The sequence below is a fragment of the Sporosarcina sp. FSL K6-1508 genome (genome assembly GCF_038007465.1).
GTDB lineage: Bacteria > Bacillota > Bacilli > Bacillales_A > Planococcaceae > Sporosarcina > Sporosarcina psychrophila_B.
The window spans coordinates 681,434-707,500 of record NZ_JBBOXF010000001.1; the positions used below are offsets into that span (position 1 = coordinate 681,434).

The window sequence follows — 26,067 nt, forward strand, 5'->3', positions numbered from 1 at the left end:
TTTGGTTTTAAGGTTCATCAATATCGAATAAAAAGTTATGTACGACACACCAAAATAATCACAAAACTTGACATCACTAATTATAATGATGTCAAATTTCGTTTGAATTCATCAAGATTAACACCAAACTAAGCCTGGTAGGGAGGAAGTTCCATCAATTTCAGCTTGCCATCGACTCGTTTAACTGTGTAAGTAAACTTATCGGTGATTGTGTCAAACTCCTTTGTCTGGAACAAGGTTCCGTCTTCCTGTTTTAACGTGATCACAAATGTATATTCGTCCTTGCTTACTTCTGTCTGATCAACAATTTCTTTCAGTGAAAGTTTAGGTATTCGCTTCAAATATTGATCAATTAATCCCCGCTTGTCACTAGGGTCTGTTTCAGGAAATAAGTTCATGAGTCCTTGATAGCTACCGCCGTATAACTCGACCAACTTTGCAGCATCCAGATTAGCGATAGCCTGCATATATTGCTCCAACGTATCTTGCGGATTCTCAACGACAATTTCATTCTTACCGCCTTCCTGAGAACTTGCTGACGCACCCAATGTTATTTTCTTTTTCCAAGTTAACTCATTGCCTTCGGAATTTTTGAATAGAAATACAACCTGACCTTCTTCGCCCCTCATCGTATCCGGATATATGAAACCCGAGAATTGTCCATCCCCACTAATGTAAAATCCATCTTCTCCATTAGCTCCGTGTTCAATGGCCTCTTGAATCGAATTTACAATCCGGTTATCCTTGGAAATCCACTGTATTTCGGCTAACGCGTATCCTTCTGGGACCTGTTTCACTACGAAATCGAAACTATTTCCCTCTATTGGTTTTGGAGTCTGATCTATAATAATTAATAGTTCATTCTCTGAATCCGCTGAAGCGTCCTCTGTTTTGGTGGCATTGCCTTGGTTGGTTTCAGATGGCTTCGCGTCTGATGCTTCAGACTCTGATTTCATGGCACAACCACTTGTCAAAAGAAGCACGCAAAGAACTGAAATGATATAGCCGTTTTTTTTAGTATTCATGGGGTTCTCCTCTGCTTTCATATAGGGTAAAAGAAAATGCGACGCCTTTATTTCCGAACTCACTATCATGGAGTTCCATGATGTGTTTGACAATCGCGAGTCCCAGTCCGGTCCCTCCAGATTTACGATCCCGCGAATGCTCAACCCGGTAGAATTGATCCCACACACGACTCAAATCGTTCTCCGGAATGGGCGATCCAGTGTTCTCAATTACCGTGACGACCTTTCCGTAATATGCACGTTCCTGCAGCTTCTTATCATCCGCTAATTCGATCCCCCAAAAAATATTGGAAGCTACAAACGCCACTGCCTCCAGTTTACCTACGCAAAAATGATCAATGAACTCAACGAATCCATCGCTCTGGACAGGCTTAAACGCGATGATTATGGGAAGAATGATAATGATGATAATGAGCCGCCCCGTGATGGAGAAACTTCCGATTTTATGTTTCAATTCCGAAGAATATGGTTTTATTTTTACAGCAGACTACCAGAACGAATTGCATAATTGGGTTGTTCAGTAGTCCCTAAGTAACATGAACTTATCAGATTGATAAACACGACCCTTGTTATAAGTTCAACTTACGCGAAATAAAGGATAAAACTACGCAATAGAAAACAAAGGAGTAGTAATGTGATTTCATTTATTTTAACCTTAAGGAGATTAATGTCAGCGACTGTTAAAATCATTAAAGAACCTATTTTTAAGTCACTAATTGCGACGCTATCAATTATCTTATTATCAGGTACGATGTTTTATAAAGGTGCTGAAGGTTGGTCATTACTCGATTCATTCTATTTTTCATTCGTTAGCCTCATCCCAACAGGTGTCAATACTGGGTTAGTACCCGAAACAGTTTTAAGTAAATGGTTTACCATGATTTATCTCATTGTCGGCGTTGGTGTAATGTTCATGTTATTGATTATCATTGGCCGAGCTGTAGTAAACATTGAGAAAGAAGAAGAAATACAAATCGATAAGAAAACAAATTAATTTCCAGTAAACTCTACTATAATTAAAAACTGATTTACTAAAAAGCAATTTCCAATTCAAAAGCTTAATTGGTACCTATATCTGCTTATAGTGTAGCTGAATACCCTTCTGTAATTTTATTAAACAAAAGGACGCGTTTGCTAAAGAAACAAATGATTAATTGTTGTGGTATATTGTGAAAAAATTTAATGTTGTAGTAGTAAATGAGGTCATATGTTGTACAAAAGGAAGAAAGCTCGTTCTAGGTTCTGTTACCCCTTAAGCATGTAGTTGACGTAAAGGGGCAGACTGCTCTATTTAACTCAAACCGAAAACAATATTAAAGATGGATACTGAGTAGTATGCCTCTTATTTATTGTAACAATTTCGTATTTGTATAATAACCAATCCATTTTCCTTGTTTTCCATTGCGGGAGTGTCAATAATTAAATGCATTCTGTAACAAATCTTTTGCAAATGCTTTATTGCATGGGTAAAGCCCAACAAATAAACCAGTTAGTTAGTTTGTTCCTTTATAATTGTTTACATCATAGACCCTATTTGCGCATTAGATAACACCCTTCATTTATGAGATACTAGTAGTATAAGAACTAGCATTTCTATTATTGAAATCAAAGAGGTGTTCTCATGAAACCGGTCTTCCTAGCCGAAAAACCAAGCCAAGCGAAGGCATATGCGGACGCTTTTTTTGTGCGAAGGCATGAAGGTTATTTAGAGTTATTGCCCTCCCCTATTTTTTCAGAAGGTGCGTACATTACATGGGGAGTCGGCCACCTTGTCGAATTGAAGGAACCAAAAGAGTACGATCCGAAATGGGCCAAATGGTCGCTTGCCATTTTACCGTAACGCTTTAGACAGCCATAAAAAACCGTTGCATTATGCAATTCATGCCTGTTGCAGAACATGAAGAGACAAAGATAATCACTAAAGTTAATAGTGGTGATATAGGGACGGTTTGTATCTAAGGACCAAGTACAGTTGGTTGAAGACTGGAAAAAGGTCGAAAAGATTATTATTAATTTATGTATTGGAATAGCGCTCCGATAGTTTCTTTTTATGCACATGAAATACTTCTTCTAAAGGGATATCGTACTTGTTCGCAATGACAATTAAGTTTCCTAACACATCCCCTAATTCTTCGGTTAACTCCTTTTTATTCTCTTCAAACGAACTACACACTTCATCTGGTCTATCTCTGCCAATCTCAAGGGAACGAATAGCCCGCGCGACCTCGCCCGTTTCTTCTGCTAAAAAGCCGATACGAATAAATATATCTAATTCAGACCAGCCCCTTGCTTCATAATATTCTCTTACCCATTGTTGAAATTCAGTTACGTTCATGTGAATCCACCTTTCGTATAATAGATTAAGCTTAACAAATTATCGGAATTTTTGTATGCTATCTAAGAAAGAATACTAAATTAGGATGTGTATATATTGAAAAGGCTAGCTGTATTTTGTGGATCAAGTAATGGAGCATCTCCTGTCTATGTCGAAGTAGCAAAACAACTAGGTAAAGAACTGGCTAAACGCAATATTACACTTGTATATGGGGGTGCAAGTGTAGGAGTTATGGGGGCGGTTGCAGATTCTGTTCTAGAAATGGGTGGGAAAGTAATTGGAATCATGCCAGATTTTCTAGAAAAAAGGGAAATATCTCATAATAACCTAACTGAGCTAATTGTAGTGGACTCCATGCATGAAAGAAAAGCAAAGATGGCAGAACTTGCCGATGGGTTTATAGCTTTGCCAGGCGGGCCAGGAACATTAGAAGAATTCTTTGAGATTTTCACTTGGGCTCAGTTAGGACTTCATCATAAACCTTGTGGACTCTTAAATATTAATCATTATTATGATCCCCTTGTTGCTTTATTTAACCATATGTCTGATGAAGAGTTTTTGCATGAAAAATATCGTTCTATGGCACTTGTAGATGTAGAACCAAATGATCTACTTGATCAGTTTATTAATTATGAACCACCATCCGTTAAATCTTATATTACTGAAAAACAGACTTAATCGCTCAAAAACAACAGACCTATATAGATTGTACTTATGATTTTGAATGCAAAGGTGACAGTCACTAAACTAAACGCTTTGATTCAAACAAATATGGGTGTGATAAATGAGTGCCTGTGCCCTCAAATGATAGACGCAGGAACTCCATCGTTAGCGCATTAAACTATTTCTCACGAGAAATCGATTATTGAATTGAATAGGTACACCTACCCCATTTTTTTCAGCATGAATATGCAAATGGGGCTCACTTGTATTCCCTGAATTCCCTACTTGCCCAATTTTTTTACCTACATTTACAATCTCATCTTGAGTTACTGTCACACTACCTTTTTGCATATGCGCTAAATAAAGAATTGCATCCGTATTTTCACATGATAAAGCGACATAATTACCTGTCGGGTTTTCTGGATCAGCTTCTGGTGGTGTAAGATCAGGCAACTCATTTTGTACTTCGACAACTTTTCCATTGCAAGGACTATATAGATCCTCTTCGTAAATCTTGTATTTTTTAAGTTCTTTTGGATAAAGACCATTGGCTCGTGCGCCAAGTTTATTTAATTTAAGAATGTCTAAAGCGTGCTTTTGAGCCGGATGTGCCTGATGATAGTTCATTTGTACGTTATTTCCACCTTGTCCGATATAGTAAGTACCATCTTGAAGAGGAAAAGTTAATTCAATCGCTGCTTCATCAGTTGTATAACTAGTAATGATAAATACGTTATACATACCAAACATAAATAATAAGAATGTATAAACACCAAGCGTAACTTTTTGATTGGTGCTATATTTTATTCTAAAGGGTAAAGTCCGTACTTTTTTCCAAGAAATAACCAAAGCTATAATGAGAACAGCGAATAAAAGAAAACGGAAATAGTACCCGACCGAACTCCAATTTCCTGATTGAAATATCCAAACAACTAATGCAGTGGACGTCAATGCATCTAATAACCATTCCAACCTGCTTTTAAATGATGCTTTCCAAAGGGTGATAATAAATACAATGGGTAAAACAATCAACATACCTAGTGAGTAAATAAGTGAAACTAACATTTACATCGCCTCCTTAAAACAAAGTCTTTTTTATGAGGTTCTATCTTATTCATTCTAACCCGTTGATTTGTAATGCTTCATCCTTATTATCGTATCTTGCCATGAGAGCAACCTTTCCTTCGGTAACTCTTATGAATGTATATACAATTGCCCTTTCTTGCTAAAGTCAAGGGTGTAAGAAATACAATTCATAACACAAAACCCACATGCAAATATTCACACAACAACTCACCTTCTACCAATCTCAGTTTCTTTATATATGTTTTATGTGAGCAAATTTCCCGAGTTAATATTTTCCTTTTAATTCTGTTATGATAATTGCATGAAGAATCATTAATCCTGAGATTCCCCCCCCCCCCCCCCCCCAAGAGGCATTAAGGGGAATACGATCCCTACAATTTATTTGAAATGCTTTTTCCACGTTCTTCTTTATTTTTTCACCCAATTCAAATTTCAACGAAATAAATTACGCAATAAAGAATAGTAATACATAAATAATACTCAAAGTAGCTAATAACATTTCTATAATTTATTACTCCTCTGCTACTTCACATTGAAAGAGAGTGTAAAATATCTTGTGTAAATGAATAATTACAAAAAGGAAGACCTTTTCTTGGTAGAATTAAGTCACCACAACCAATCCTAGAAAAGAGGCCTTCCCTATGACTCAGTTTACAACAGATATTGTTCAAGCACTAGTACAAAAACAAGATATTACCGAGGTTTTTCGTTCGCATTTAGAAACAGCGGTTAATAGTTTACTGACTACTGAACTGACAGCTTTTTTAGATTATGAAAAATACGACCGAATAGGCTTTAATTCAGGGAATTCACGTAATGGTTCGTATGACCGAACGCTACACACGGAATATGGTGACCTCCGAGTTACGATTCCCCGTGATCGCAACGGTGATTTTAAACAACAGACAGTTGCGCCTTATAAGCGGTCAAACGATACACTCGAATCATTTGTCATTCACATGTTTCAAAAAGGCGTTACCATGTCGGAAATCGCAGATTTAATCGAGAAAATGTACGGTCATCATTACACACGTCAAACCATTTCTAACATGACACAGGTAGTGGGCGAACAAGTAGAAGCCTTTAATAGAAGGAAACTCAGTGCGCGCTATGTCTGTGTTTATTTAGACGCAACCTATATTTCTGTTCGACGTGAAACGGTCTCTAAAGAAGCTGTTTATATAGCTGTGGGCATTCGCGAAGATGGATCAAAAGAAGTAATTGCTTACACAATCGCTCCAACAGAATCAGCATTCAATTGGAAAGAGCTCTTACTGGAAACAAAAGAGCGTGGCGTAGAAGAAGTCCTTCTCTTCCTTTCAGACGGCTTAGCAGGCATGATTGACACGATTACAAGCGTATTTCCTAAAGCGCAATTCCAAACATGTTTAGTGCATGTGGCACGCAATATTTCACATAAAGTACGTGTCGAAGATCGTGCTGAGATTTGCGATGACTTCAAAACAGTTTACCGAGCAGATGATCAGGAAGCTGGGCAAGTCGCGTTAGATAATTTCTGTTCCAAGTGGAACAAATCATATCCAAAGGTAACAAAATCACTCGCTACAAATGATCATCTACTTACCTTCTATAACTTTCCAAAGGCAATTTGGCGCAGCATCTACTCAACGAATTTAATCGAGTCCTTTAACAAGCAAATCAAGAAATATACAAAGCGCAAAGAACAGTTTCCGAATGAAGAAGCACTCGAACGCTTCCTAGTCTCGCAGTTTGAAGAGTACAACCAACGCTTCGCCGTACGATGCCATATCGGTTTCGATCAAGCACGTGCAAAGCTGGCTGAGTTGTTTGAAGTGAAAGAATAAAAGTGTGATGATCTTTAAGAAGAGGTTGGATTGTCATTTACACATAAATATTGACACTCCCCATTGAAAAACTTCGTGTAAATCTACTCCAAACATTAGTGAGATGTCATACGCTAATTTTAAAGCCGGATTGTATCTACATTTTCAAGAGATAGAACCATCTGTCTACTCACTCCCAATTTATCAGCAACCTCTCTCTTTGTGATAAACCTCTTTTGGTTCTTAAGATAACGATTCTGTTCTTAATCATTCTTTCATTGTTTAATGTCATCTTTACTCACCTCTTATAAAATGAGTGTAATATATTTCATACTTAAAGTAAAGTTTGTTTAACTTTTAGTTATAAATACTTTACCCTATAAAATATGATGATTAAAAACAGTACATTGCAATGAATAATGCCACTTGATGTATTTTTGTTAATTGGTACTTATACCTGTAAGATTTAATGAATAATAGTAAAAGTAGTGTTATATATAGAAATCTTCTTATTGAGTGAGTACCTTTTGAAGTATGGAAAAAGACAAAAAACACTTGGTTTTCCAAGTGTTTTTTGTCTTTTTAATGTAGAAGCCTTTATCACAGAAATCCTAATTTAACTATCATACAGTTACTTCAATAAGTCACTTGTATAGTGCAAAATTGAAGTACAGAGTTATGAAACAAAAAAATACATAACGTTGCGATATTATAATCAATCTTAATGGTTTCCCCTCTGTTCACTCTGAATAATGGATACTGAATAACAAAAGCTCGATTTTTCATAAAATAAGATAGGAGAAAAATGTAAAGTTACGTGGCATATGGTAGCCTACTATTATGAAAGAAGATGTATCCAATGGGCTATTTCAAAGCGGAAATTGTCGGTTGTTCCCATAGCCACTAAGAATCCGACTGACTGTAGAACAAAATAGCAAAGACAGGTGGTGAGAGAATGACGCATATTTTAATTGTAGAAGATGATACGCTGATTAGCGACATGATAAAGAAACTGCTTTTTCAAAATGGTTATAACACCACAACAGCATATTCAGGAACCGAAGCTATTCTCTTATTAAAGCAACAGAGCTTTGATTTAATTTTGCTAGACTTAATGCTGCCTGGCATGTCCGGCGAAGTTGTTTTAGAACAGATAAAGGAGTCTTCAGATACACCTGTTATCGGTGTTTCTTCAAAAACAGATACTGATAGTAAAGTCAATCTTATTCGTCGTGGAGCTGATGACTATCTAACAAAACCCTTCGATAATAAAGAATTGCTTGTAAGAATTGAAGCCGTGTTACGAAGATATCAAAAAGGAAATACAGCACCGCAAGAAATTTTGCATTTTAAGGATTTAACTTTGAACAGTACAACCTTGGAAGTTAAAATTGAAAATGAGCAAATTTCCCTTACACGCTATGAGTTTTTAATTTTGAAGCTACTTATGACAAACCCTAGCAGAGTATTTACAAAAAATATTATTTACGAAAGCGTATGGAATGAGAATTTTGAAGGAGAAGAAAATGCCATCAATGTCCACATCGGTAATTTAAGAAAAAAATTCAGTAAAGTCATCCCTGATGAAACCTATATTCAAACGGTATGGGGATTGGGTTTCAAAATGCAGTAGACTGAAAGGGGTAAAGTGGTGCCTACCATACTACAAACAAATTCATTATCAAAGATTTTTGCGTCATCTGATGGCATTAGGGATGTATCATTGCAAGTAAAGACTGGGGACATTTACGCTTTATTAGGCCGCGATGGTTCGGGAAAATCCACCCTATTAAAAGTATTGACGGGTTCTATCGCTTCGACCTTTGGTAGTTTTACTTTCTTTGATAATACAGATGTTCAAAGCGAATACGCCCGAGTAGGTTATGTTCCGCAAATGCCAGCCCTTAATATGAATTTCACCATTGCAGAGAATTTGGAGTACTATGCAAAAGCGTTTGGAATTGTGTCTGCTTCCTCTATAACCTCACTGTCAAAGTCAGTAGATATAGATATAACTGAAAGAAAAAAAGTGAGGAAGCTTCCCTTTGGGATCCAACGCAAATTAAGTATTGCTGTTGCACTATTAGGGAAACCAGATTTGTTGCTACTAGATGAACCCTTAAGCGGGCTGGACGCAATCGAAAAAAGTTTCATTTCGAATTTTTTACTTCGACTATCCAAAAGAGAAAATCTTACAATTTTTTTGACCGGACAAAGTTATGAAGAAGTTTCCAAAATAGCTACTCGCTATGGAATTATCAGTAATGGAATGATTATTGATGAATTCACGGCAGCAGTGCTTTCAGAACGCTGCAATAGATGCGTAAAAATTCGTACTAAACAAACGACAGAAGCAACTTCTATTTTAGAAAAAGTTTGTCCTGAATACGAAATTCTTTCAGATGATGTAATTCGTGTATTTGGGGTTATGGAGAAATCCGGTTTTATAAATACCAGTTTGGTATCGGCAGGTATAATAGTTGATGAAATTTCTATTACTGGGGAAGATGAAGAAATATACATTACAAATTTGATGGGAGAGAAAAAGGGGTGATTGCTATTTTCCAAAGCGAGCTATATCGCATTCGCAAGAGCAAAATATTTATTTTTTGTTTATCCCTCGCATTATTTTTTGTCTTAGCGTTGGCTATATCTTACAATCACGATTATGTTCGAGTACCTGGAAAAGCAGGAAACCTCGTCTCCCCCTCTGTTGCAGAATTCACAGAATACCTATTTTCAGATTACAGTATGATTTCCCCTTTATTATTATTTTTGATTGTTCATGTAACAAGTGACTTTAAGCAAGAATTATACCCTGTATTGCTGTCAAAGGGTGTGAAAAGAACAGCAATATTTTTGGGAAAACTCTTGTCTTGCTTGTATGCAATGATGCTTTATTTTTTAATATGCCTTGTCTTTGCCTATGCTGTGATCTTTACTATGTGGGCTAATATTTCTGAGGTAGGCATTTCTGTTTTCGAGATAGGAACATATCTTTCCATACAGTTTTTATCCTTTGGCGCCTATACTGCTTTTGTTTTGATGGTCTGCTATTTGTTGCGCAATCGCACGATAAGTTGTTGTGTTAATTATCTTCTGCTTGTAGTGCTGTGGTTGCATTTAACAAAGATTGGAACAGCTTTGGATATGTCATATCCTTTATATCAATATTGGATTGTAGGGCTTTCAAACGGTCTGCAAATAGAACAAATCCCACACAATATTGGCCGCATCATTGTTACAATTACTTTGTATTTTATAATATCTATTGCTGTGGCAAGAACTACTTTCTGCCATTTTGATATTAAAAATTCGGAAAAGGGCAAGTTATGATACTGATAACCTATTCGTTTATTGCAACTATTGTTTGTGTCTACTTACTTTCTGCACTTAAATGGTTCGTTAGGGATACTAATATCTGGAATAAAGCCTTTTTTTTCAAAAACGCTTTACTTTATGGCAAAGGAAGTTATGTCATCAACTCTAAACAGGGAAACCAAGGATATAATATTTCATTTTCCAATCATTCCAATACCGTTGTAGCAGAAGATATTGCCCACATTTTTGACCGATTTTACACAACCGATAAATCCTATATGACATTAGAAAACACTCGTATAATTGCCTCCTTGTCGCCCAAGTAAAAAAACAACCGGGTTAGGTCTAGCAATTGCAAAAAGACTGATTGAAAAGACGGGTGGCAATATAACAGCTTCATTGGAGGACAACACTTTTTCAATAACTATATTTTTTCCGAAAGAATCCTCTATATGGTAATCGTAAAACTTCATATTTTCATTTAGAGCTGTGAAAATGCAGCTCTTTTTTTATCCTTACACTTTCCTTAGACTTTCCCTAAAAAGTTCATAATCTTTTTAGATACGATAAAGCAATAGGAGATGAGAATATGTTGAGTAACATTTGTTTCGTGATCGCCATGTTAGCTTTAGGTTCTATGCTACTGGCTGCAGTTAGCGGTTTATTAAAAGATGGGCTAAGTGGGCTGAAGGGCAATGCGAAATGGGTAGGTATTTCATTAGTGATTTACGTTATCACCTTTGCCATTTTTCTGTTTACACAATAAGAGAATAGAGGGATCATTTCATGCTGAGTATTGAAAATGTTAGCCTGACCATAGGGGCATATACTTTGTTGGACAACATCAATTTACAATTGAATGAAGGGAAAATATATGGACTTCTTGGTCCGAATGGTGCGGGGAAAACAACCTTATTCAAGTCTATGCTTGGTCTAACTGTCTATTCTGGAAAAATAACTTCAGCTAATCAACTATTATCAACCCTTGATTTTGGTAGTCTGATTGAATATCCTACTTTTTACAACAATCTGACTGTCATGGAGAATTTACAGCTTCATTCACAATATCTGAAACTGCAACAGCCAGATATTCAAAGTGCACTGGAACAAGTAGATTTATGGGGTGCGAGAAAAAAGAAATTCTCCCAGCTTTCACTTGGTATGAAGCAGCGTTTAGGTATTGCCCGCGCTTTTCTGGGCGCGCCTAAATATCTGCTTCTTGACGAGCCGACCAATGGGCTTGATCCGATGGGGATTAAAGAGATTCGGATTTTGCTTAAAGATAAGCTAAAATCCCCCCAACATTGTATTTTGGTATCAAGTCACAATCTTACTGAAATAGCAGCAATTGCAGATGAATTGATTTTTATTCGTGGCGGGCAAATCATCAAAACCATGCAGAACACTTTTGAAAATGAACAGGATTTAGAAAAGCTGTATGAGGACATTATGACCTCTGATCAAAAGGAGGATGCATAATGAAAATCTTAATCATAAATGAATTTCGCAAACTCAAAAGAGAATGGTTTTTGCTAATGTTGCTGCTGCTTACGCTTATTCCAGTACTGACTGGCAGCTTGGGACTGTTCCTAAATGGAAGCGGAAAGCCTCTTGATGATCTGTTCTTTTTCATCAACAACCAATTTTCAATGTTCTTTCCTATGGTAGTATTTATTTTGATTGGCTCTTTATTCTATCAGGAGTATAAGAACCAAACCTACATCAACTGGATTACTTATGGTTATTCAAAAACAAAGCTGTATTTTTCAAAAGTTATTGTTGGAATGATCATTGCCTTTGCATTTGCTGGGCTTATGTACCTGTTTCTTGTCATTTTCTTCCCTATTCTCATGGGCTTGGGGAAAATTACAACTAGCTCCACAAGTTTTATTGATATTACAAAAGGATTTTTTCTTGAAGTCTTACTGCTAGTGCCAATTACCATTGTAGCTGGAGCAATCGTTATCAATCTGTCAAGAAATATTATTGTAACCAGCGTACTTGGTGTGATTTATGGCTTTGGATCTGTTTTCTTTATCGGAGCATCGCAAGGCTATTTTATTCCCGGTGCTTTTGCATATCGTTTATGTATGTATTTTGTCGATCAAACTTCATACTATGATAACCCTACAATGGCTACAATAACAGGTTTAATAAGCTATCTTATCCTATTCACAATTTTGTTTTTGATAGGTTTACTACTTTTTACACGCAAACGCAAAATAGAATACTGATATGCTTTTCAAGTCTACTTATTGCATACGTAAATAACCGGTTAGTTTGTGCCTTCATAATTGTTTACATCATATACCCTATTTGCGCATTAGATAACACCCTTCATTTATGAGATACTAGTAGTATAAGAACTAGCATTTCTATTATTGAAATCAAAGAGGTGTTGTCATGAAACCGGTCATCCTAGCCGAAAAACCAAGCCAGGCGAAGGCATATGCTGACGCTTTTTCTGTACGTCGGCATGAAGGTTACTTAGAGCTATTGCCTTCCCCAATTTTTTCAGAAGGTGCGTACATTACATGGGGAGTCGGCCACCTTGTCGAATTGAAAGAACCAAAAGAGTACGATCCGAAATGGGCCAAATGGTCGCTTGCCAGTTTACCAATTTTACCGGAACGCTATGAATTTCAGGTCGCAAAGGGTAAAAGCAAGCAGTTTGCAATTGTTAAAAAGCTGATTAAAGGGACGGATACTGTCATTAACGCATGTGACGTGGACCGTGAAGGATCGAATATCTTCTATAGTATTTATTATCAAACAGGTGCTAAAAACCAAACGATCAAACGGCTTTGGATCAATTCGCTTGAAGTGGATGAAGTTCGAAAAGGTTTCTCAAATCTACAGGATAATCGCAAAGACTTGCTGATGTATGAAGAAGCAAAAGCCCGTCAAATAAGTGACTGGCTCGTTGGTATGAATGGTTCCCGCCTTTATTCCCTTCTCCTGCAAGGACGTGGAATTCGAGACGTATTTTCAATCGGACGTGTGCAATCGCCGACTGTTTACCTTATTTATCAGCGGCAAAAGGAAATTGAAACATTCGTTTCGGAACCATTTTATGAAATTGAAGCGACTTTCACCGCCGCAAATGGAACATACAAAGGAAAAGCGAAAGCGAAGGAACCAAAAAGAGAAATTATTCGGGACCTTCTCGTAAAACATGATATTCATCCGAAGTCGCCCGGTGTCGTTATATCCGTAGAAACAGTCGAAAAGCGAACACCACCGCCTCAACTACACGCGCTCTCTACACTACAGGCAACAGCAAACCGCCTATGGAAAACGAGTCCCGCGAATGTGTTGAAGACAATGCAAGGGCTCTATGAAAAGAAACTCGTGACGTACCCAAGGACGGATTCTCGGTATATTACTCCAAGCGAGTTCACTTATCTCGCCGGGCAAGTAACTGAATACCAACAGCTTATCGGTCAAACTTTCCCTGTCGCTTCACTCGCTCCGAAAAAGCGCTATGTCGACAGTTCAAAAGTACAGGAGCATTACGCAATCATTCCGACGAAGAAAATCCCGTCACAGGGGGTGCTTGCTGGCCTCTCAACTCTCGAGCGCAACTTATATGAAGAAGTTGTTCGTACTACACTCGCCATGTTCCATACTGATTACCTGTACACCGAAACGAAAGTGACAACAGACGTCAATAATCTCCCCTTCTTCACAGTCGGAAAGACGGAACGCGATAAAGGTTGGAAAGCGTTATTCGTCCTTTCAGCGAAGGAAAATGATAAAGAGAAGGACGAGCCTACGCTGCCGCCACTTGTGAAGCACGAACCCGTCGAAAGTGATATCGGCATTAAAGAAGGCAAAACAATGCCGCCAAAACCGTATACGGAAGGCCAGTTAATTGCGATGATGAAAACTTGCGGGAAGCTCGTCGAGGACAAAAAAGAGACCGATATTTTAAAAGAAATTGAAGGACTCGGTACAGAAGCGACCCGAAGCGGTATCATCGAAACGATCAAGCGTCACGGTTATATCGACGTGACAAAAAACATTGTTTCCATTACCGATAAAGGGCGCATCCTGTGTCAGGCAATCGAAGGAAATCTTCTTGCAAGCCCTTCAATGACCGCAAAATGGGAAGCGTATTTACGCAAAATCGGCAATGGTGAAGGAACACAGGAGCGCTTTCTCGGCAGCATTGCGAAGTTCATCAATAGCTTATTGGAGGAAGTACCGCGCCAATTAAACGCCAAGCCGATTGACCCAAAACTCGCCGCCAATGTGGTGGGCAAGACGACTCAACGCACCTCTTATAAACAAGTTGAAGTAGCTCCATGTCCTGCTTGTAATGAAGGCATGATTATTGCACGCAAAGACTTTTACGGTTGCAGTGCTTATAAAAGTGGTTGCAAGCAGACTTTTCCCGCTGTATTTTTGAAGAAAAAACTCACACCAACTCAAGTAAAGTTGCTATGTACAAAAGGAAAAACAAATGTTATAAAAGGTTTTATCTCCAATTCCGATAAGAAGTTTGATGCAAGTCTAACGCTAGTAAACGGGAAAATTAATATTGAGTTCTAAACACTTTGAACCACAAATGATATCCACCTCAAACTTTTTGGGGTGGATATTTTCTTTTCCTAACCTCCTTTACGTTAACCATTATCGAATTATTGTTGACACAACTGGTGAGTGACACTTAGAATAATTGATATGAACTAATTATTCTATGTATGGGGATGCCTAATGAAAATTCGAGAAATGACACATGTTGCTTTATTCGCCGCGATTATGGGAGCCTTGGGGTTACTTCCTCCCATCTTCCTAACATTTACACCCGTGCCGATTACACTTCAAACAATCGGCGTGCTACTGGCCGGAGGGATTTTAGGTGCCCGTTTAGGCGCAATCAGTCAAATCGTTTTCTTATTGCTCGTCGCCGCCGGACTTCCACTCTTGTCGGGCGGTCGGGGCGGACTCAGTGTTTTTGTTGGACCGAGTGCGGGTTATTTGCTATCTTACCCCATAACAGCTTTTTGCTTAGGGGCTATTCAATCTCGCTTCAAAGAAGTTCGGTTTGCTACTATTTTACCCATCAACCTGACAGTTGGTATTCTCCTTATTTATTTGTTTGGCATACCTGTACAGGCTTTCGTTATGAATATTGATCTGCTGCTTGCCGTCAAGTTGAGTCTTGTCTACTTACCTGGTGATATCATTAAAGCAACTCTCGCAACATTTCTAGTCGTCAAATTAAAAAAGTACCCCATTTTCAACAGAAAATTACTTTTCACCTAACGATAAAAAAGAAAAAATTTTTTCTACCTGGGTCGGTGTCTAGACTCCAGGCGCCTTGCGCTTTTCTTACAAAAGGAGAATCCATGTGCCGACAATTACAAGTTCATATCTACAGCAAGTTCGCAGCACCCCTGATAAAATTGCCATTCAAACAGCATCCGAAGCAATTACATACCGCGAGTGGCATACAATTGTCTGCAAGACTGCAAATTGGATACATTCAACAACCGATCCTACCGACACTATCGGTATTTTCATGCCAAACAGCATTGCTTTTCTCCAGCTTTTCACAGGTACCGCCATGTCGGGCCGAGTGGCCGCCACATTCGATACCAAGTGGAAACCGGCTGAGATCGAACAGCGCTTGACCATCTCTTCCCCGTCAGTACTCATTACAACCGCGGAATTGGCCGATCGCCTAAGCGGTACTGCCCACACTATAATTATTTGGAAAGATGCTTTAAGGCAAATCCTTCAATGTCAATTTTCATGGACTGAGGATATTTCAGGGAAAATGCCTTTTTACATGGGTTTCACCTCCGGAACAACCGGAGTACCGAAAGCCTTTATTCGTTCCCATGATTCATGGATTGCTAGTTTCGAATGTAGCCGGCATGATTTTCACATCGACGAAACTGATCACGTTCTCATTCCGGGTGCACTCATCCATTCCCATTTTCTTTACGGGGCAATCAGTGTATTGTACTTAGGCGGAACAATCTATTTGCTGGATAAATTTTCTCCCCTACTTACACTGAACTTCATCAAAAACTACCCGATAACTATACTGTATATCGTACCTACAATGATAGAAGCGATACTCTTAGAAAAAGTTATCATTGATAAGCCCATACAAATCATATCTTCAGGAGCAAAATGGGAAGCAGATTCAAAACGAAAAATCCGGGAGCAGTTTCTCCATGGAAAGATGTTCGAGTTTTACGGAGCGAGTGAACTAAGTTTTGTATCTTTTTTGTGTAATGATAGCAATAAGGACAAACCTGGTTCAGTAGGTAGACCTTTCCATAACGTTGAAATTCAAATTAGAAACGCCCTTCCGAATGAAGCTTCACCCCGGGAAATAGGCAAGATTTTTGTCAGGAGCCAAATGGTTTTTGACGGTTATATTTATCCCGAATCATATGTTATTCAATCAATTAAAGATAACCACGATTGGGTGACTGTTGATGATATGGGCTATTTAGACGAAGATGGTTACTTATATATCGTCGGGCGGGCGAAAAATATGATTTTATACGGCGGAGTAAATGTATTTCCCGAAGAAATCGAAACGGTTCTACTGGAGCATCCCGATGTAAAGGAAGCAGCCGTCACCGGCATGAATGATCCATACTGGGGGCAAATACCTGTTGCCGTCATAAAAGGACATGCCTCCAAGAAGGAACTAAAAAAGCTGTGTATGGATAATCTATCCTCTTACAAACTTCCTCGTAAATGGTTTTTCATAGAAGAGATGCCTCATACGACTAGTGGTAAGATTGCCCGTATGCAGGTTCAACAATTAATCGAAACTGGGGTGGTCAAAAATTAAGAGAGCGGTGGTTGTACAAGCGAAACGGACACCTATTGGAAAAAAAGGTGGAACGTTCCGGGATATCGAACCTCATATTCTTGCGGCACCTCTTCTCCGGGAATTGTCGACAGGGATTACATCTGAAATAGATGAAATCATTTTCGGGAACGTTGTGGGACCAGGGGGAAATATTGCCCGTTTGACTGTGTTGGAATCAGGGCTTCCTTTATCAGTAACCGGAATGACGATTGATAGACAGTGCAGCGCGGGCCTTGAAGCCATCCGGACGGCATGCCATTTCATTCAAGGGAAAGCAGGGAGCTGTTATATCGCAGGAGGGGTGGAAAGTGCCAGTACTTCCCCGTTTCCGGGAAGAGCACGATTTTCTCCTGACCGTTTAGGTGATCCCGATATGGGTGTGGCGGCAGAAAATGTCGCACAAAAGTACGGAATTACGAAAAAGATGCAGGATGACTATGCACTTCTCAGTTATAAGCGTAGTTGGAATTCTTTTCGTGAAGGTTTGTATCAACCTGAAATTGTTGAAGTTGGAGAAATGAATATAGATGAATGCTTCTATAAAGAACGCGATCTAGAAAAGTTGCTGAAACGCGCAAAACCTATTTTCTGTAAAGAAGCTGGCACCGTTACCGCTGCAAACAGCTGTGGCATCAACGATGGGGCTGCGGCAGTACTTGTTATGGAAGAAAAGCTTGCAAAGGAACACAATATGAAGCCCGTTCTACGATTTGCCGATAGTATAGTGAGTGGAGTACACCCTGACTATCCCGGAATTTCTCCAGTTCGGGCAATCCATAGTCTATTGAATCGGAACGGACTATCGATTAAGGATATCGACTTGTTTGAAATAAACGAAGCCTTCGCTTCTAAAATAGTGGCATGCGCGCAGGAATTATCGATTCCGTACGAAAAACTGAATGTTTCCGGCGGTGCATTGACGACAGGACATCCTTACGGGGCCTCCGGTGCAATTTTGGTCACTCGATTATTTTATGAGGTTCAAAGAAGAAAAGGGATGAAATATGTGCTCGCCTCCATTGGAAGTGCCGGCGGCGTCGGTCTCGCAGTTTTATTTGAGGTGACGGAGTGAATACAGAGAAAAAGTCGTTCCTATTTCAGAAAGAGCGCGTGCAGGAATACGTCCGAATGCTTGGCGACTTGAATCCCGTATATGATAGCAAGGAAAGTGCACGGAAATTGGGATTTCGGACAATTCCTGTCCCGCCCGCAATGCCAATGAATCTCTATAAATTATTCGAAATACCATGGATGTTGCAAGCCCCCGTCATCCTTCGTAAACAGCAGTGCATAAATCACCAAAGAATGTACATTGGCGAAACATATACCGGATTTATTTCCTTAACAGATGTAAAAGTACGCAAAGGGCATACATTCAGTAAACAGACGCTTTTTTTATACAATGCGGAAGGAGATTTGTGTTTTACTGGAATCTCTCACCTTGTTTCGGGAGAACTGGCATGATTGAAATCCAGTTATTTTTAACCCAGCAGGATATCGATAATTATGCAGAAGTTTCAGGCGATCATAACCCCATCCATCTGGATGAAGAACAGGCTAGAAGTCATGGATTTTCAGGAAGAATCGCTCATGGCATGCTGATAATGGGGAAAGTTTGGAGTAAGGCTTCAAGCAATTTGTTAACGCCTAATGATTTCCCATGGACATATGAACTTAGTTTTTATTCGCCGATTTATGCAGAAGACATCGTAGTTTTACAGGTAGTGCACGTTGCAGATAGACTTCAAGTTATAGGTTTATGTAAAGGAGAAATTGTTATTAAAGGGTCGATTATAGTTGCGTGAATTATAATCAAACATAAAGAGTCACATCCTTTTTTTATAGAGGATGTGACTTTTTTACGCTAACCTTCGTTTGCCATTATCGTTTGCTTTCTTTTTCAGTTAAAAATGTGATAATCATAAACAACGCAAAGCTGATAAGTAAAATTGTACCGCCGACAATATAAAGAATGAGTGATAGTGTTTCATTCGCTCCAAATGGATGCATAAACTGTAGCCACATACCCGTTGTCAGACCAATTGCTCCGATGATTCCTGTCCACCCATGAATCGCGATCAGTTTCTTTGCCCGAACTTTATAGATCCTGTAGAAGACGCCCCAAGCAAATAGAGACAACCAACCAACTAAAAGAATGTGTGCGTGAATTGGACGGAATGCTGGTGATCCCGCTCCCGCCATATGGGAACCTAATACGGTCCCGATCAAACCAAAGATTGCCGCTACACGAATTAATCGTAAACTCCATTTTGCCTCCATATTAAATTCCTCCCGTACTGTTAATGTTATACCCTTATCTTAGTCATCCTATATGAACGCAAGATGAACGGGACATTACAACTTCGGTAAAACAACGATAAAAGTCGTGCCTTCACCTTTTTGACTAATAACGTCAATTGTTCCACCATGCAGTTTTACAACTTGCTGGGCAATAGATAATCCAAGCCCGGTTCCCCCTGTTTCCTGCGTTCTCGAATTATCGGCCCGGTAAAAACGGTCGAAGATGCGTCCGAGTTCTTCTTCATCCATGCCAATCCCGTGATCTTTGACAAGGACTTTAACATGACCCGGCTCTTCAGTTAACACGACTTCTATCTCTCCGCCATTCGCTGTATATTTTAATGCATTTGATAGCAGATTCTCCCATACCTTATCAAGGAATGCAGGATCACCAGTGAAACGGACGTCTTCAATATCCATTTCTAACGTCATTTCCTTCTCCTCTAGCAGCCATCTAAACTTGCGAACTGTCTCCTTCAGTTGCATGTCCAAGTCAAAGGTCTTCTTCTCAAGCGGAGAGGCTAACTGATCCAGTGACGTGAGAAGCAAAAGTTGTTTCGTCAATGAGGATAATCGTTCCGTTTCAGATTGGATAACGGTCGTATAATTTTTACGTGAAACTTCCGTAAGATTGTCATCCAATAGAAGCTCCGCATACCCTTTTATATTAAGCAGCGGCGATTGGAAATCATGCGACACATCGCTGATGAATTCTTTTCTTATACGATCATTTTCACTAAGCTTTATCGTCATGAGCTGAAAGCTTTTCGCAAGCTGCCCAATTTCATCTCTTCTATTGATATCAAGTGTTCCTGAAAATTGTTCTTCCCCAACCTTTTTCGTCGCAGCAGTTAACTCCGTAATTGGGTCAATCAACATTTTAGCCACAACCAACATTGCCAGCAAACTGATAATTGCCATGATAAGCACCATCCCGCCAAGAATATAGTGCACTTCTGTGAAGAGCATCTTAATATCAGGGCGAAGAAAAAGGGCATATGTTTCGCCATTAGATTCAAATGGTACCCCTACGGTATTCGCTAATTCATTCGAAAAAAAGCCCGTAACAAATGTTTCGCTCGGTAGATTGCCCATCCCATGATACACTTCACCGCTCAGTACTTGATCTATCACTTTATCTGAAAGATTTTCTACCCGGAACGCTTCCCCATACATAGTTGCTTTTCGCTGTTCATTGACAACGTAGAGCTTATAGCCGACCGCAGATTGCGTTTCCAGGTAGTTTTTCAGGTCTAATTTCTCATCCGATTCAATAAATGAAGCAATACTTTTTGCGATAGTCATATTTTTCTCGTCGTTTTGCCCTTTCAACTGTTGGTGGTAATATGTATTGACCGCGAGAAACGCTATCAAAGCACTTGTTATCATTATACCAATTGTAAAGGCTATAAACTTTCCGTAAAGCGACCTCAAGATAAGACCTCAAGCTTATATCCAACACCCCTCACTGTTGAGATCATCACTTCTCCTGTCAGCTTCGCCAGTTTACCCCGAATTCGTTTGATATGAACATTTAACGTCTGTTCATCACCTTCGTAATCATAGCCCCATACCCGCTCAATCAGGATTTCCCTTGTAAACACATGATTCGACCGTGATGCCAGTACAGAGAGTAATTCAAACTCTTTTAACGGCAGAAGCAGCACTTTTTTTCCAACAGAAACTTCATAACTCTGCCGATTTATTTTCATTGGTCCTGCTTGAATGAATACATCAACCGCTTTATCATATCTACGTAGAATTGCATTTATCCGAAATAGCAATTCCCGCGGCTCAAACGGCTTCACAACATAATCATCAGAACCCGCCAAGAACCCTTTTTCCTTATCTTCAAGCTCTCCCTTGGCAGTCAGCAATAAAACCGGTATATCCGCCTCCTCCCTAAGCTTCTTCGTCAGCTTATACCCATCCATCCTTGGCATCATCACGTCAACTACGGCCAAGTCCGGCAAGTCCTCTTCCAACAGCTCCAGCGCCTCAAAACCATCAGAAGCTTTTATAACCGTATACCCCGCCTGTGTAAGTTGGATACTCACCAGCTCTAAAATATTCGGATCATCATCTACGACTAGTATTTTCATCATGTTATGCGACTCCTTTTTCTTCCGGATGACTTCCGCCATTCCGCATTTAATAAACCCGACAGTAAAATAATAACCGCCGTCAAATAAAACCAGATAACAAGCAGGATAATACCTGACAATTGTCCATACAAACGAGTATAGTCAACATTCGATACATAGCGCCCGAACACAAGCGAAAACAGCTGCCAACCGAGAGCAGAAAAAATAGCTCCTGGTAGTGCTTCCTTGAACTTCATCTTACCTGTTGGCACAATTTTATAAAACAATAGGAAGAATAAAAACAGAAACAACGTCCCCAAGCTCCATTTTACATTCGGCCAAACATAAAACCAACCTTGCCATTCTTCAATCGTATCGTAATAAGTAACGACTCTATATAAAGCCTTTTCGATAATTGGAAGAAACAATGATAGCGGAATGACCAACATAAAAATAAGTGTCACTCCTAAATCACGTATAAGTACTTTCAAAAATGCATAACGACGTACATAGCCGTTCGCCAAATCCAGTGATCGGGCAAGCGACTGGACTGCCATCGAAGTGATCCAAAACGCTACTGCAAGGCTTGCATATAGCACTTTACCATGCCCCTTACTAAGAACAGCTTGAACATTCTCTTCTATTACATTGAACGTCTCGTCAGGCGTGAAAGGTCTAAGAAAGGTAAGTAGCATCTCCTCATTAACCGGAAATAAACTAAGCAAAGAAAGAATGAAAAGGAAAAACGGAAATATCGATAATAGAAGGTAATACGCGGTCTGCGCTGCCTGGTCAAAAAAACGTTCATTGAAAAAGCGGACCACTACGTTTTTAACAATTCTCATTTTTTTGCCTCCCTCTCCAATATACCCTATTCTGAACAAAGCAATAGGATTACTTAATTGAACAAATGTATTTTGCTGTGGATTAAACGTATTATCAAGACGAAAGACCATAACACAATTGCAGACCAATCATATAAACTGGATGACCGCTCATAACTCATTGTAAACCGATCATATAATCAGGGTGACCGCTCATATCGCATTGCAGACCAATCATATAATCAGGATGACCGCTCATATCGCATTGCAGAACGATCATATAACCAGGGTGACCGCTCATATCGCATTGCAGAACGATCATATAAACAGGATGACCGCTCATAAGTCATTGTAGACCGATCATATAATCAGGGTGACCGCTCCTAACTCATCGCAGGCCGATCATATATCCAGGATGACCGCTCATATCGTATTGCAGACCAATCATATAATCAGGGTGACCGCTCCTAACTCATTGTAGACCGATCATATAATCAGGGTGACCGCTCATATCGCATTACAGACCAATCATATAATCAGGGTGACCGCTCCTATCGCATTGCAGAACGATCATATAACCAATTAAACATAAAGAAGAAAAACCATTGCTGATGAGCAATGGTTTTTCTTCTTTATGTTCTTGCTCTCTCTCACTTTCACCAGAGTTGTGTGAGTAAAACAGTTAGATAACGAAAAACGAGAGGATTCAAAAGAATCCTCTCGTTTTATATAAACCATGGTGCCCGGCGACGTCCTACTCTCACAGGGGGAAACCCCCAACTACCATCGGCGCTGAAGAGCTTAACTTCCGTGTTCGGGATGGGAACGGGTGTGACCTCTTCGCAATCGTCACCAGACTCTATTGAGCTTGTTCGCTCAAAACTGAATAAAACAGACATTGTGCTACACAGAATCAGGGTAATCAAGCCCTTTTCAAAATTGGTTAAGTCCTCGATCGATTAGTATCCGTCAGCTCCACACGTCGCCGTGCTTCCACCCCAGACCTATCAACCTCATCTTCTTTGAGGGATCTTACTTACTTGCGTAATGGGAAATCTCATCTCGAGGGGGGCTTCATGCTTAGATGCTTTCAGCATTTATCCCGTCCATACATAGCTACCCAGCGATGCCTTTGGCAAGACAACTGGTACACCAGAGGTATGTCCATCCCGGTCCTCTCGTACTAAGGACAGCTCCTCTCAAATTTCCTGCGCCCGCGACGGATAGGGACCGAACTGTCTCACGACGTTCTGAACCCAGCTCGCGTACCGCTTTAATGGGCGAACAGCCCAACCCTTGGGACCGACTACAGCCCCAGGATGCGATGAGCCGACATCGAGGTGCCAAACCTCCCCGTCGATGTGGACTCTTGGGGGAGATAAGCCTGTTATCCCCGGGGTAGCTTTTATCCGTTGAGCGATGGCCCTTCCATGCGGAACCACCGGATCACTAAGCCCGTCTTTCGACCCTGCTCGACTTGTAGGTCTCGCAGTCAAGCTCCCTTATGCCTTTGCACTCTGCGAATGATGTCCAACCATTCTGAGGGAACCTTTGGGCGCCTCCGTTACTCTTTAGGAGGCGACCGCCCCAGTCAAACTGCCCGCCTGACACTGTCTCCTGCCCCGATAAGGGGCATGGGTTAGAAGTCCAATACAGCCAGGGTAGTATCCCACCAACGCCTCATCCGAAGCTAGCGCTCCGGAATCCAAGGCTCCTACCTATCCTGTACAGGCTGCACCGGAATTCAATATCAGGTTACAGTAAAGCTCCACGGGGTCTTTCCGTCCTGTCGCGGGTAACCTGCATCTTCACAGGTATTATAATTTCACCGAGTCTCTCGTTGAGACAGTGCCCAGATCGTTACGCCTTTCGTGCGGGTCGGAACTTACCCGACAAGGAATTTCGCTACCTTAGGACCGTTATAGTTACGGCCGCCGTTTACTGGGGCTTCAATTCGAAGCTTCGCTTGCGCTGACCTCTCCTCTTAACCTTCCAGCACCGGGCAGGCGTCAGCCCCTATACTTCACCTTGCGGTTTTGCAGAGACCTGTGTTTTTGCTAAACAGTCGCCTGGGCCTATTCACTGCGGCTCTCTCGGGCTTTAACACCCTACCAGAGCACCCCTTCTCCCGAAGTTACGGGGTCATTTTGCCGAGTTCCTTAACGAGAGTTCTCTCGATCACCTTAGGATTCTCTCCTCGCCTACCTGTGTCGGTTTGCGGTACAGGCACCTCCCGCCTCGCTAGAGGCTTTTCTTGGCAGCGTGAAATCAGGGACTCCGGGGAATACTCCCCTTGCCATCACAGCTCAATGTTATAGGAACGGGATTTGCCTCATTCCACACCTCACTGCTTAGACGCGCATAACCAACAGCGCGCTCACCCTATCCTACTGCGTCCCCCCATTACTCAAACGGCGGGGAGGTGGTACAGGAATATCAACCTGTTGTCCATCGTCTACGCCTTTCGGCCTCAACTTAGGTCCTGACTAACCCTGAGCGGACGAGCCTTCCTCAGGAAACCTTGGGCATTCGGTGGAAGGGATTCTCACCCTTCTTTCGCTACTCATACCGGCATTCTCACTTCCAAGCGCTCCACCAGTCCTTACGGTCTAGCTTCGACGCCCTTGGAACGCTCTCCTACCACTGACATCTAAGATGTCAATCCACAGTTTCGGTGATTCGTTTAGCCCCGGTACATTTTCGGCGCAGCGCCACTCGACCAGTGAGCTATTACGCACTCTTTAAATGATGGCTGCTTCTAAGCCAACATCCTGGTTGTCTGGGCAACGCCACATCCTTTTCCACTTAACGAATACTTGGGGACCTTAACTGGTGGTCTGGGCTGTTTCCCTCTCGACTACGGATCTTATCACCCGCAGTCTGACTCCCAAACATAAATCATCGGCATTCGGAGTTTGTCTGAATTCGGTAACCCGGGATGGGCCCCTAGTCCAAACAGTGCTCTACCTCCGAGATTCTTAAGTTTGAGGCTAGCCCTAAAGCTATTTCGGAGAGAACCAGCTATCTCCAGGTTCGATTGGAATTTCACCGCTACCCACACCTCATCCCCGCACTTTTCAACGTACGTGGGTTCGGGCCTCCAGTAAGTGTTACCTTACCTTCACCCTGGACATGGGTAGATCACCTGGTTTCGGGTCTACGACCCCATACTCTGACGCCCTATTCAGACTCGCTTTCGCTGCGGCTCCGCATTCACTGCTTAACCTTGCATGGAATCGTAACTCGCCGGTTCATTCTACAAAAGGCACGCCATCACCCATTAACGGGCTCTGACAACTTGTAGGCACATGGTTTCAGGATCTATTTCACTCCCCTTCCGGGGTGCTTTTCACCTTTCCCTCACGGTACTGGTTCACTATCGGTCACTAGGGAGTATTTAGCCTTGGGAGATGGTCCTCCCGGATTCCGACGGAATTTCACGTGTTCCGCCGTACTCAGGATACACTCTGGAGAGAATGGACTTTCGACTACGGGGCTTTTACCCGCTGCGGCGGACCTTTCCAGGTCGCTTCGTCTAATCCATTCCTTTGTAACTCCGTATAGAGTGTCCTACAACCCCAGGAAGCAAGCTTCCTGGTTTGGGCTCTTCCCGTTTCGCTCGCCGCTACTCAGGGAATCGATTTTTCTTTCTCTTCCTCCGGATACTTAGATGTTTCAGTTCTCCGGGTGTGCCTCGTTTACGCTATGTATTCACGTAAACGTACTGTCCCATTATGGACAGTGGGTTTCCCCATTCGGAAATCTCCGGATCAAAGCTT

The 26,067-nt window shown here is 40.8% G+C and carries 25 protein-coding genes, 2 rRNA genes and 1 pseudogene (1 of these 28 running past the window's edge); 16 read left to right on the plus strand and 12 right to left on the minus strand.

The window, feature by feature from the left end; genetic code table 11:
* Positions 1-128: 128 nt before the first annotated feature.
* Both MKZ11_RS03075 and MKZ11_RS25025 read right to left on the minus strand, forming a co-directional pair.
* Entirely contained in the window at positions 129-1,025 is an 897-nt protein-coding gene (locus MKZ11_RS03075; RefSeq protein WP_340792592.1) for a hypothetical protein, read from the minus strand.
* Entirely contained in the window at positions 1,015-1,479 is a 465-nt protein-coding gene (locus MKZ11_RS25025) for an ATP-binding protein (RefSeq protein ID WP_445326973.1), read from the minus strand. The genes MKZ11_RS03075 and MKZ11_RS25025 overlap by 11 nt, the downstream gene beginning before the upstream one ends.
* 213 nt (positions 1,480-1,692) lie before the next feature.
* Here MKZ11_RS25025 and MKZ11_RS03085 point away from each other — a divergent pair, with 213 nt between their 5' ends.
* Positions 1,693-2,019: a potassium channel family protein gene (locus tag MKZ11_RS03085; protein WP_340792593.1), complete on the plus strand. Its 327-nt coding sequence runs from the start codon at positions 1,693-1,695 to the stop codon at positions 2,017-2,019.
* Positions 2,020-2,646: 627 nt separating this feature from the next.
* Positions 2,647-2,862: pseudogene (locus MKZ11_RS03090) on the plus strand (type IA DNA topoisomerase); the annotation flags it as partial.
* Between the two features lie 177 nt (positions 2,863-3,039).
* Here MKZ11_RS03090 and MKZ11_RS03095 read toward each other — a convergent pair.
* The gene (locus MKZ11_RS03095) at positions 3,040-3,360 is read right to left on the minus strand and encodes a MazG-like family protein (RefSeq protein WP_340792595.1); all 321 of its coding nucleotides are present in this window, start codon (positions 3,358-3,360) and stop codon (positions 3,040-3,042) included.
* A 96-nt stretch (positions 3,361-3,456) separates the two neighbouring features.
* Between MKZ11_RS03095 and MKZ11_RS03100 the strand changes: the two genes are divergently transcribed.
* A complete protein-coding gene (locus MKZ11_RS03100; protein WP_340792596.1) occupies positions 3,457-4,038 on the plus strand; it encodes an LOG family protein in 582 nt (193 codons plus the stop codon).
* A 150-nt stretch (positions 4,039-4,188) separates the two neighbouring features.
* On the opposite strand, the gene MKZ11_RS03105 is transcribed toward MKZ11_RS03100, so the two are convergent.
* Complete coding sequence (locus MKZ11_RS03105) at positions 4,189-5,088, minus strand: M23 family metallopeptidase (RefSeq protein ID WP_340792597.1); 900 nt, start codon at positions 5,086-5,088, stop codon at positions 4,189-4,191.
* Positions 5,089-5,750: 662 nt separating this feature from the next.
* On the opposite strand from MKZ11_RS03105, the gene MKZ11_RS03110 reads away from it, so the two are divergent.
* The 4 genes from MKZ11_RS03110 to MKZ11_RS03125 all read left to right on the plus strand — a co-directional run bounded on the left by MKZ11_RS03110 (position 5,751) and on the right by MKZ11_RS03125 (position 10,250).
* The gene (locus MKZ11_RS03110; RefSeq protein ID WP_340792598.1) at positions 5,751-6,935 is read left to right on the plus strand and encodes an IS256 family transposase; all 1,185 of its coding nucleotides are present in this window, start codon (positions 5,751-5,753) and stop codon (positions 6,933-6,935) included.
* 934 nt (positions 6,936-7,869) lie between these two features.
* Entirely contained in the window at positions 7,870-8,547 is a 678-nt protein-coding gene (locus MKZ11_RS03115) for a response regulator transcription factor (RefSeq protein ID WP_340792599.1), read from the plus strand.
* 18 nt (positions 8,548-8,565) lie between these two features.
* The gene (locus MKZ11_RS03120; RefSeq protein WP_340792600.1) at positions 8,566-9,468 is read left to right on the plus strand and encodes an ABC transporter ATP-binding protein; all 903 of its coding nucleotides are present in this window, start codon (positions 8,566-8,568) and stop codon (positions 9,466-9,468) included.
* On the plus strand, positions 9,465-10,250 hold the full coding sequence (locus tag MKZ11_RS03125) for an ABC transporter permease (RefSeq protein WP_340792601.1): 786 nt from the start codon (positions 9,465-9,467) through the stop codon (positions 10,248-10,250). The genes MKZ11_RS03120 and MKZ11_RS03125 overlap by 4 nt, the downstream gene beginning before the upstream one ends.
* A 269-nt stretch (positions 10,251-10,519) precedes the next feature.
* Here MKZ11_RS03125 and MKZ11_RS03130 read toward each other — a convergent pair whose 3' ends face one another.
* A complete protein-coding gene (locus MKZ11_RS03130; protein ID WP_340792602.1) occupies positions 10,520-10,708 on the minus strand; it encodes a hypothetical protein in 189 nt (62 codons plus the stop codon).
* A gap of 116 nt (positions 10,709-10,824) precedes the next feature.
* On the opposite strand from MKZ11_RS03130, the gene MKZ11_RS03135 reads away from it, so the two are divergent.
* From MKZ11_RS03135 to MKZ11_RS03175, 9 genes are all read left to right on the plus strand, one after another.
* Positions 10,825-11,001: a hypothetical protein gene (locus MKZ11_RS03135; RefSeq protein ID WP_340792603.1), complete on the plus strand. Its 177-nt coding sequence runs from the start codon at positions 10,825-10,827 to the stop codon at positions 10,999-11,001.
* 20 nt (positions 11,002-11,021) lie between these two features.
* Positions 11,022-11,714, plus strand: coding sequence for an ABC transporter ATP-binding protein (locus MKZ11_RS03140; protein WP_340792604.1), 693 nt, complete (start codon positions 11,022-11,024; stop codon positions 11,712-11,714).
* Positions 11,714-12,469 (plus strand): ABC transporter permease, encoded by a 756-nt coding sequence (locus MKZ11_RS03145; protein WP_340792605.1) that lies wholly within the window; start codon positions 11,714-11,716, stop codon positions 12,467-12,469. Before MKZ11_RS03140 ends, MKZ11_RS03145 begins: the two co-directional genes overlap by 1 nt.
* A 169-nt stretch (positions 12,470-12,638) precedes the next feature.
* Positions 12,639-14,789, plus strand: coding sequence for a type IA DNA topoisomerase (topB, locus tag MKZ11_RS03150; protein ID WP_340792606.1), 2,151 nt, complete (start codon positions 12,639-12,641; stop codon positions 14,787-14,789).
* A gap of 165 nt (positions 14,790-14,954) precedes the next feature.
* Positions 14,955-15,506 carry a biotin transporter BioY gene (locus MKZ11_RS03155; protein WP_340792607.1) on the plus strand — a complete coding sequence of 184 codons (552 nt, stop codon included), beginning with the start codon at positions 14,955-14,957 and terminating at the stop codon, positions 15,504-15,506.
* A gap of 85 nt (positions 15,507-15,591) precedes the next feature.
* On the plus strand, positions 15,592-17,058 hold the full coding sequence (locus MKZ11_RS03160; RefSeq protein ID WP_340792608.1) for an AMP-binding protein: 1,467 nt from the start codon (positions 15,592-15,594) through the stop codon (positions 17,056-17,058).
* The gene (locus MKZ11_RS03165) at positions 17,054-18,151 is read left to right on the plus strand and encodes an acetyl-CoA C-acyltransferase (protein ID WP_340796901.1); all 1,098 of its coding nucleotides are present in this window, start codon (positions 17,054-17,056) and stop codon (positions 18,149-18,151) included. The genes MKZ11_RS03160 and MKZ11_RS03165 overlap by 5 nt, the downstream gene beginning before the upstream one ends.
* Positions 18,148-18,543 carry an FAS1-like dehydratase domain-containing protein gene (locus MKZ11_RS03170; RefSeq protein WP_340792609.1) on the plus strand — a complete coding sequence of 132 codons (396 nt, stop codon included), beginning with the start codon at positions 18,148-18,150 and terminating at the stop codon, positions 18,541-18,543. Before MKZ11_RS03165 ends, MKZ11_RS03170 begins: the two co-directional genes overlap by 4 nt.
* Complete coding sequence (locus MKZ11_RS03175; protein WP_340792610.1) at positions 18,540-18,884, plus strand: MaoC family dehydratase; 345 nt, start codon at positions 18,540-18,542, stop codon at positions 18,882-18,884. Before MKZ11_RS03170 ends, MKZ11_RS03175 begins: the two co-directional genes overlap by 4 nt.
* A gap of 76 nt (positions 18,885-18,960) precedes the next feature.
* On the opposite strand, the gene MKZ11_RS03180 is transcribed toward MKZ11_RS03175, so the two are convergent.
* The 7 genes from MKZ11_RS03180 to MKZ11_RS03210 form a co-directional block, all read right to left on the minus strand.
* On the minus strand, positions 18,961-19,359 hold the full coding sequence (locus MKZ11_RS03180) for a hypothetical protein (RefSeq protein ID WP_340792611.1): 399 nt from the start codon (positions 19,357-19,359) through the stop codon (positions 18,961-18,963).
* Between the two features lie 75 nt (positions 19,360-19,434).
* Complete coding sequence (locus MKZ11_RS03185; protein ID WP_340792612.1) at positions 19,435-20,769, minus strand: sensor histidine kinase; 1,335 nt, start codon at positions 20,767-20,769, stop codon at positions 19,435-19,437.
* A gap of 41 nt (positions 20,770-20,810) precedes the next feature.
* Positions 20,811-21,482 carry a response regulator transcription factor gene (locus MKZ11_RS03190; RefSeq protein WP_340796902.1) on the minus strand — a complete coding sequence of 224 codons (672 nt, stop codon included), beginning with the start codon at positions 21,480-21,482 and terminating at the stop codon, positions 20,811-20,813.
* Positions 21,482-22,309 carry a YihY/virulence factor BrkB family protein gene (locus MKZ11_RS03195; protein ID WP_340792613.1) on the minus strand — a complete coding sequence of 276 codons (828 nt, stop codon included), beginning with the start codon at positions 22,307-22,309 and terminating at the stop codon, positions 21,482-21,484. Before MKZ11_RS03195 ends, MKZ11_RS03190 begins: the two co-directional genes overlap by 1 nt.
* Before the next feature lie 157 nt (positions 22,310-22,466).
* Positions 22,467-22,631 carry a hypothetical protein gene (locus tag MKZ11_RS03200; protein ID WP_340792614.1) on the minus strand — a complete coding sequence of 55 codons (165 nt, stop codon included), beginning with the start codon at positions 22,629-22,631 and terminating at the stop codon, positions 22,467-22,469.
* A gap of 398 nt (positions 22,632-23,029) precedes the next feature.
* Positions 23,030-23,145: ribosomal RNA gene (rrf, locus tag MKZ11_RS03205) — 5S ribosomal RNA — on the minus strand.
* A gap of 82 nt (positions 23,146-23,227) precedes the next feature.
* Positions 23,228-26,067 (minus strand): 23S ribosomal RNA (locus MKZ11_RS03210); it runs 93 nt beyond the window's last position.

What these genes read in the sequence shown, in the direction of transcription:
- MKZ11_RS03075 (WP_340792592.1), bottom strand. Translation starts at nt 1,025, where the DNA reads ATGAATACTAAAAAAAACGGCTATATCATTTCAGTTCTTTGCGTGCTT.
- MKZ11_RS03085 (WP_340792593.1), top strand. Translation starts at nt 1,693, where the DNA reads ATGTCAGCGACTGTTAAAATCATTAAAGAACCTATTTTTAAGTCACTA.
- MKZ11_RS03095 (WP_340792595.1), bottom strand. Translation starts at nt 3,360, where the DNA reads ATGAACGTAACTGAATTTCAACAATGGGTAAGAGAATATTATGAAGCA.
- MKZ11_RS03105 (WP_340792597.1), bottom strand. Translation starts at nt 5,088, where the DNA reads ATGTTAGTTTCACTTATTTACTCACTAGGTATGTTGATTGTTTTACCC.
- MKZ11_RS03110 (WP_340792598.1), top strand. Translation starts at nt 5,751, where the DNA reads ATGACTCAGTTTACAACAGATATTGTTCAAGCACTAGTACAAAAACAA.
- MKZ11_RS03115 (WP_340792599.1), top strand. Translation starts at nt 7,870, where the DNA reads ATGACGCATATTTTAATTGTAGAAGATGATACGCTGATTAGCGACATG.
- MKZ11_RS03130 (WP_340792602.1), bottom strand. Translation starts at nt 10,708, where the DNA reads ATGAAGTTTTACGATTACCATATAGAGGATTCTTTCGGAAAAAATATA.
- MKZ11_RS03135 (WP_340792603.1), top strand. Translation starts at nt 10,825, where the DNA reads ATGTTGAGTAACATTTGTTTCGTGATCGCCATGTTAGCTTTAGGTTCT.
- MKZ11_RS03140 (WP_340792604.1), top strand. Translation starts at nt 11,022, where the DNA reads ATGCTGAGTATTGAAAATGTTAGCCTGACCATAGGGGCATATACTTTG.
- MKZ11_RS03145 (WP_340792605.1), top strand. Translation starts at nt 11,714, where the DNA reads ATGAAAATCTTAATCATAAATGAATTTCGCAAACTCAAAAGAGAATGG.
- topB (WP_340792606.1), top strand. Translation starts at nt 12,639, where the DNA reads ATGAAACCGGTCATCCTAGCCGAAAAACCAAGCCAGGCGAAGGCATAT.
- MKZ11_RS03155 (WP_340792607.1), top strand. Translation starts at nt 14,955, where the DNA reads ATGAAAATTCGAGAAATGACACATGTTGCTTTATTCGCCGCGATTATG.
- MKZ11_RS03175 (WP_340792610.1), top strand. Translation starts at nt 18,540, where the DNA reads ATGATTGAAATCCAGTTATTTTTAACCCAGCAGGATATCGATAATTAT.
- MKZ11_RS03180 (WP_340792611.1), bottom strand. Translation starts at nt 19,359, where the DNA reads ATGGAGGCAAAATGGAGTTTACGATTAATTCGTGTAGCGGCAATCTTT.
- MKZ11_RS03185 (WP_340792612.1), bottom strand. Translation starts at nt 20,769, where the DNA reads ATGATAACAAGTGCTTTGATAGCGTTTCTCGCGGTCAATACATATTAC.
- MKZ11_RS03190 (WP_340796902.1), bottom strand. Translation starts at nt 21,482, where the DNA reads ATGAAAATACTAGTCGTAGATGATGATCCGAATATTTTAGAGCTGGTG.
- MKZ11_RS03195 (WP_340792613.1), bottom strand. Translation starts at nt 22,309, where the DNA reads ATGAGAATTGTTAAAAACGTAGTGGTCCGCTTTTTCAATGAACGTTTT.
- MKZ11_RS03200 (WP_340792614.1), bottom strand. Translation starts at nt 22,631, where the DNA reads ATGAGCGGTCATCCTGTTTATATGATCGTTCTGCAATGCGATATGAGC.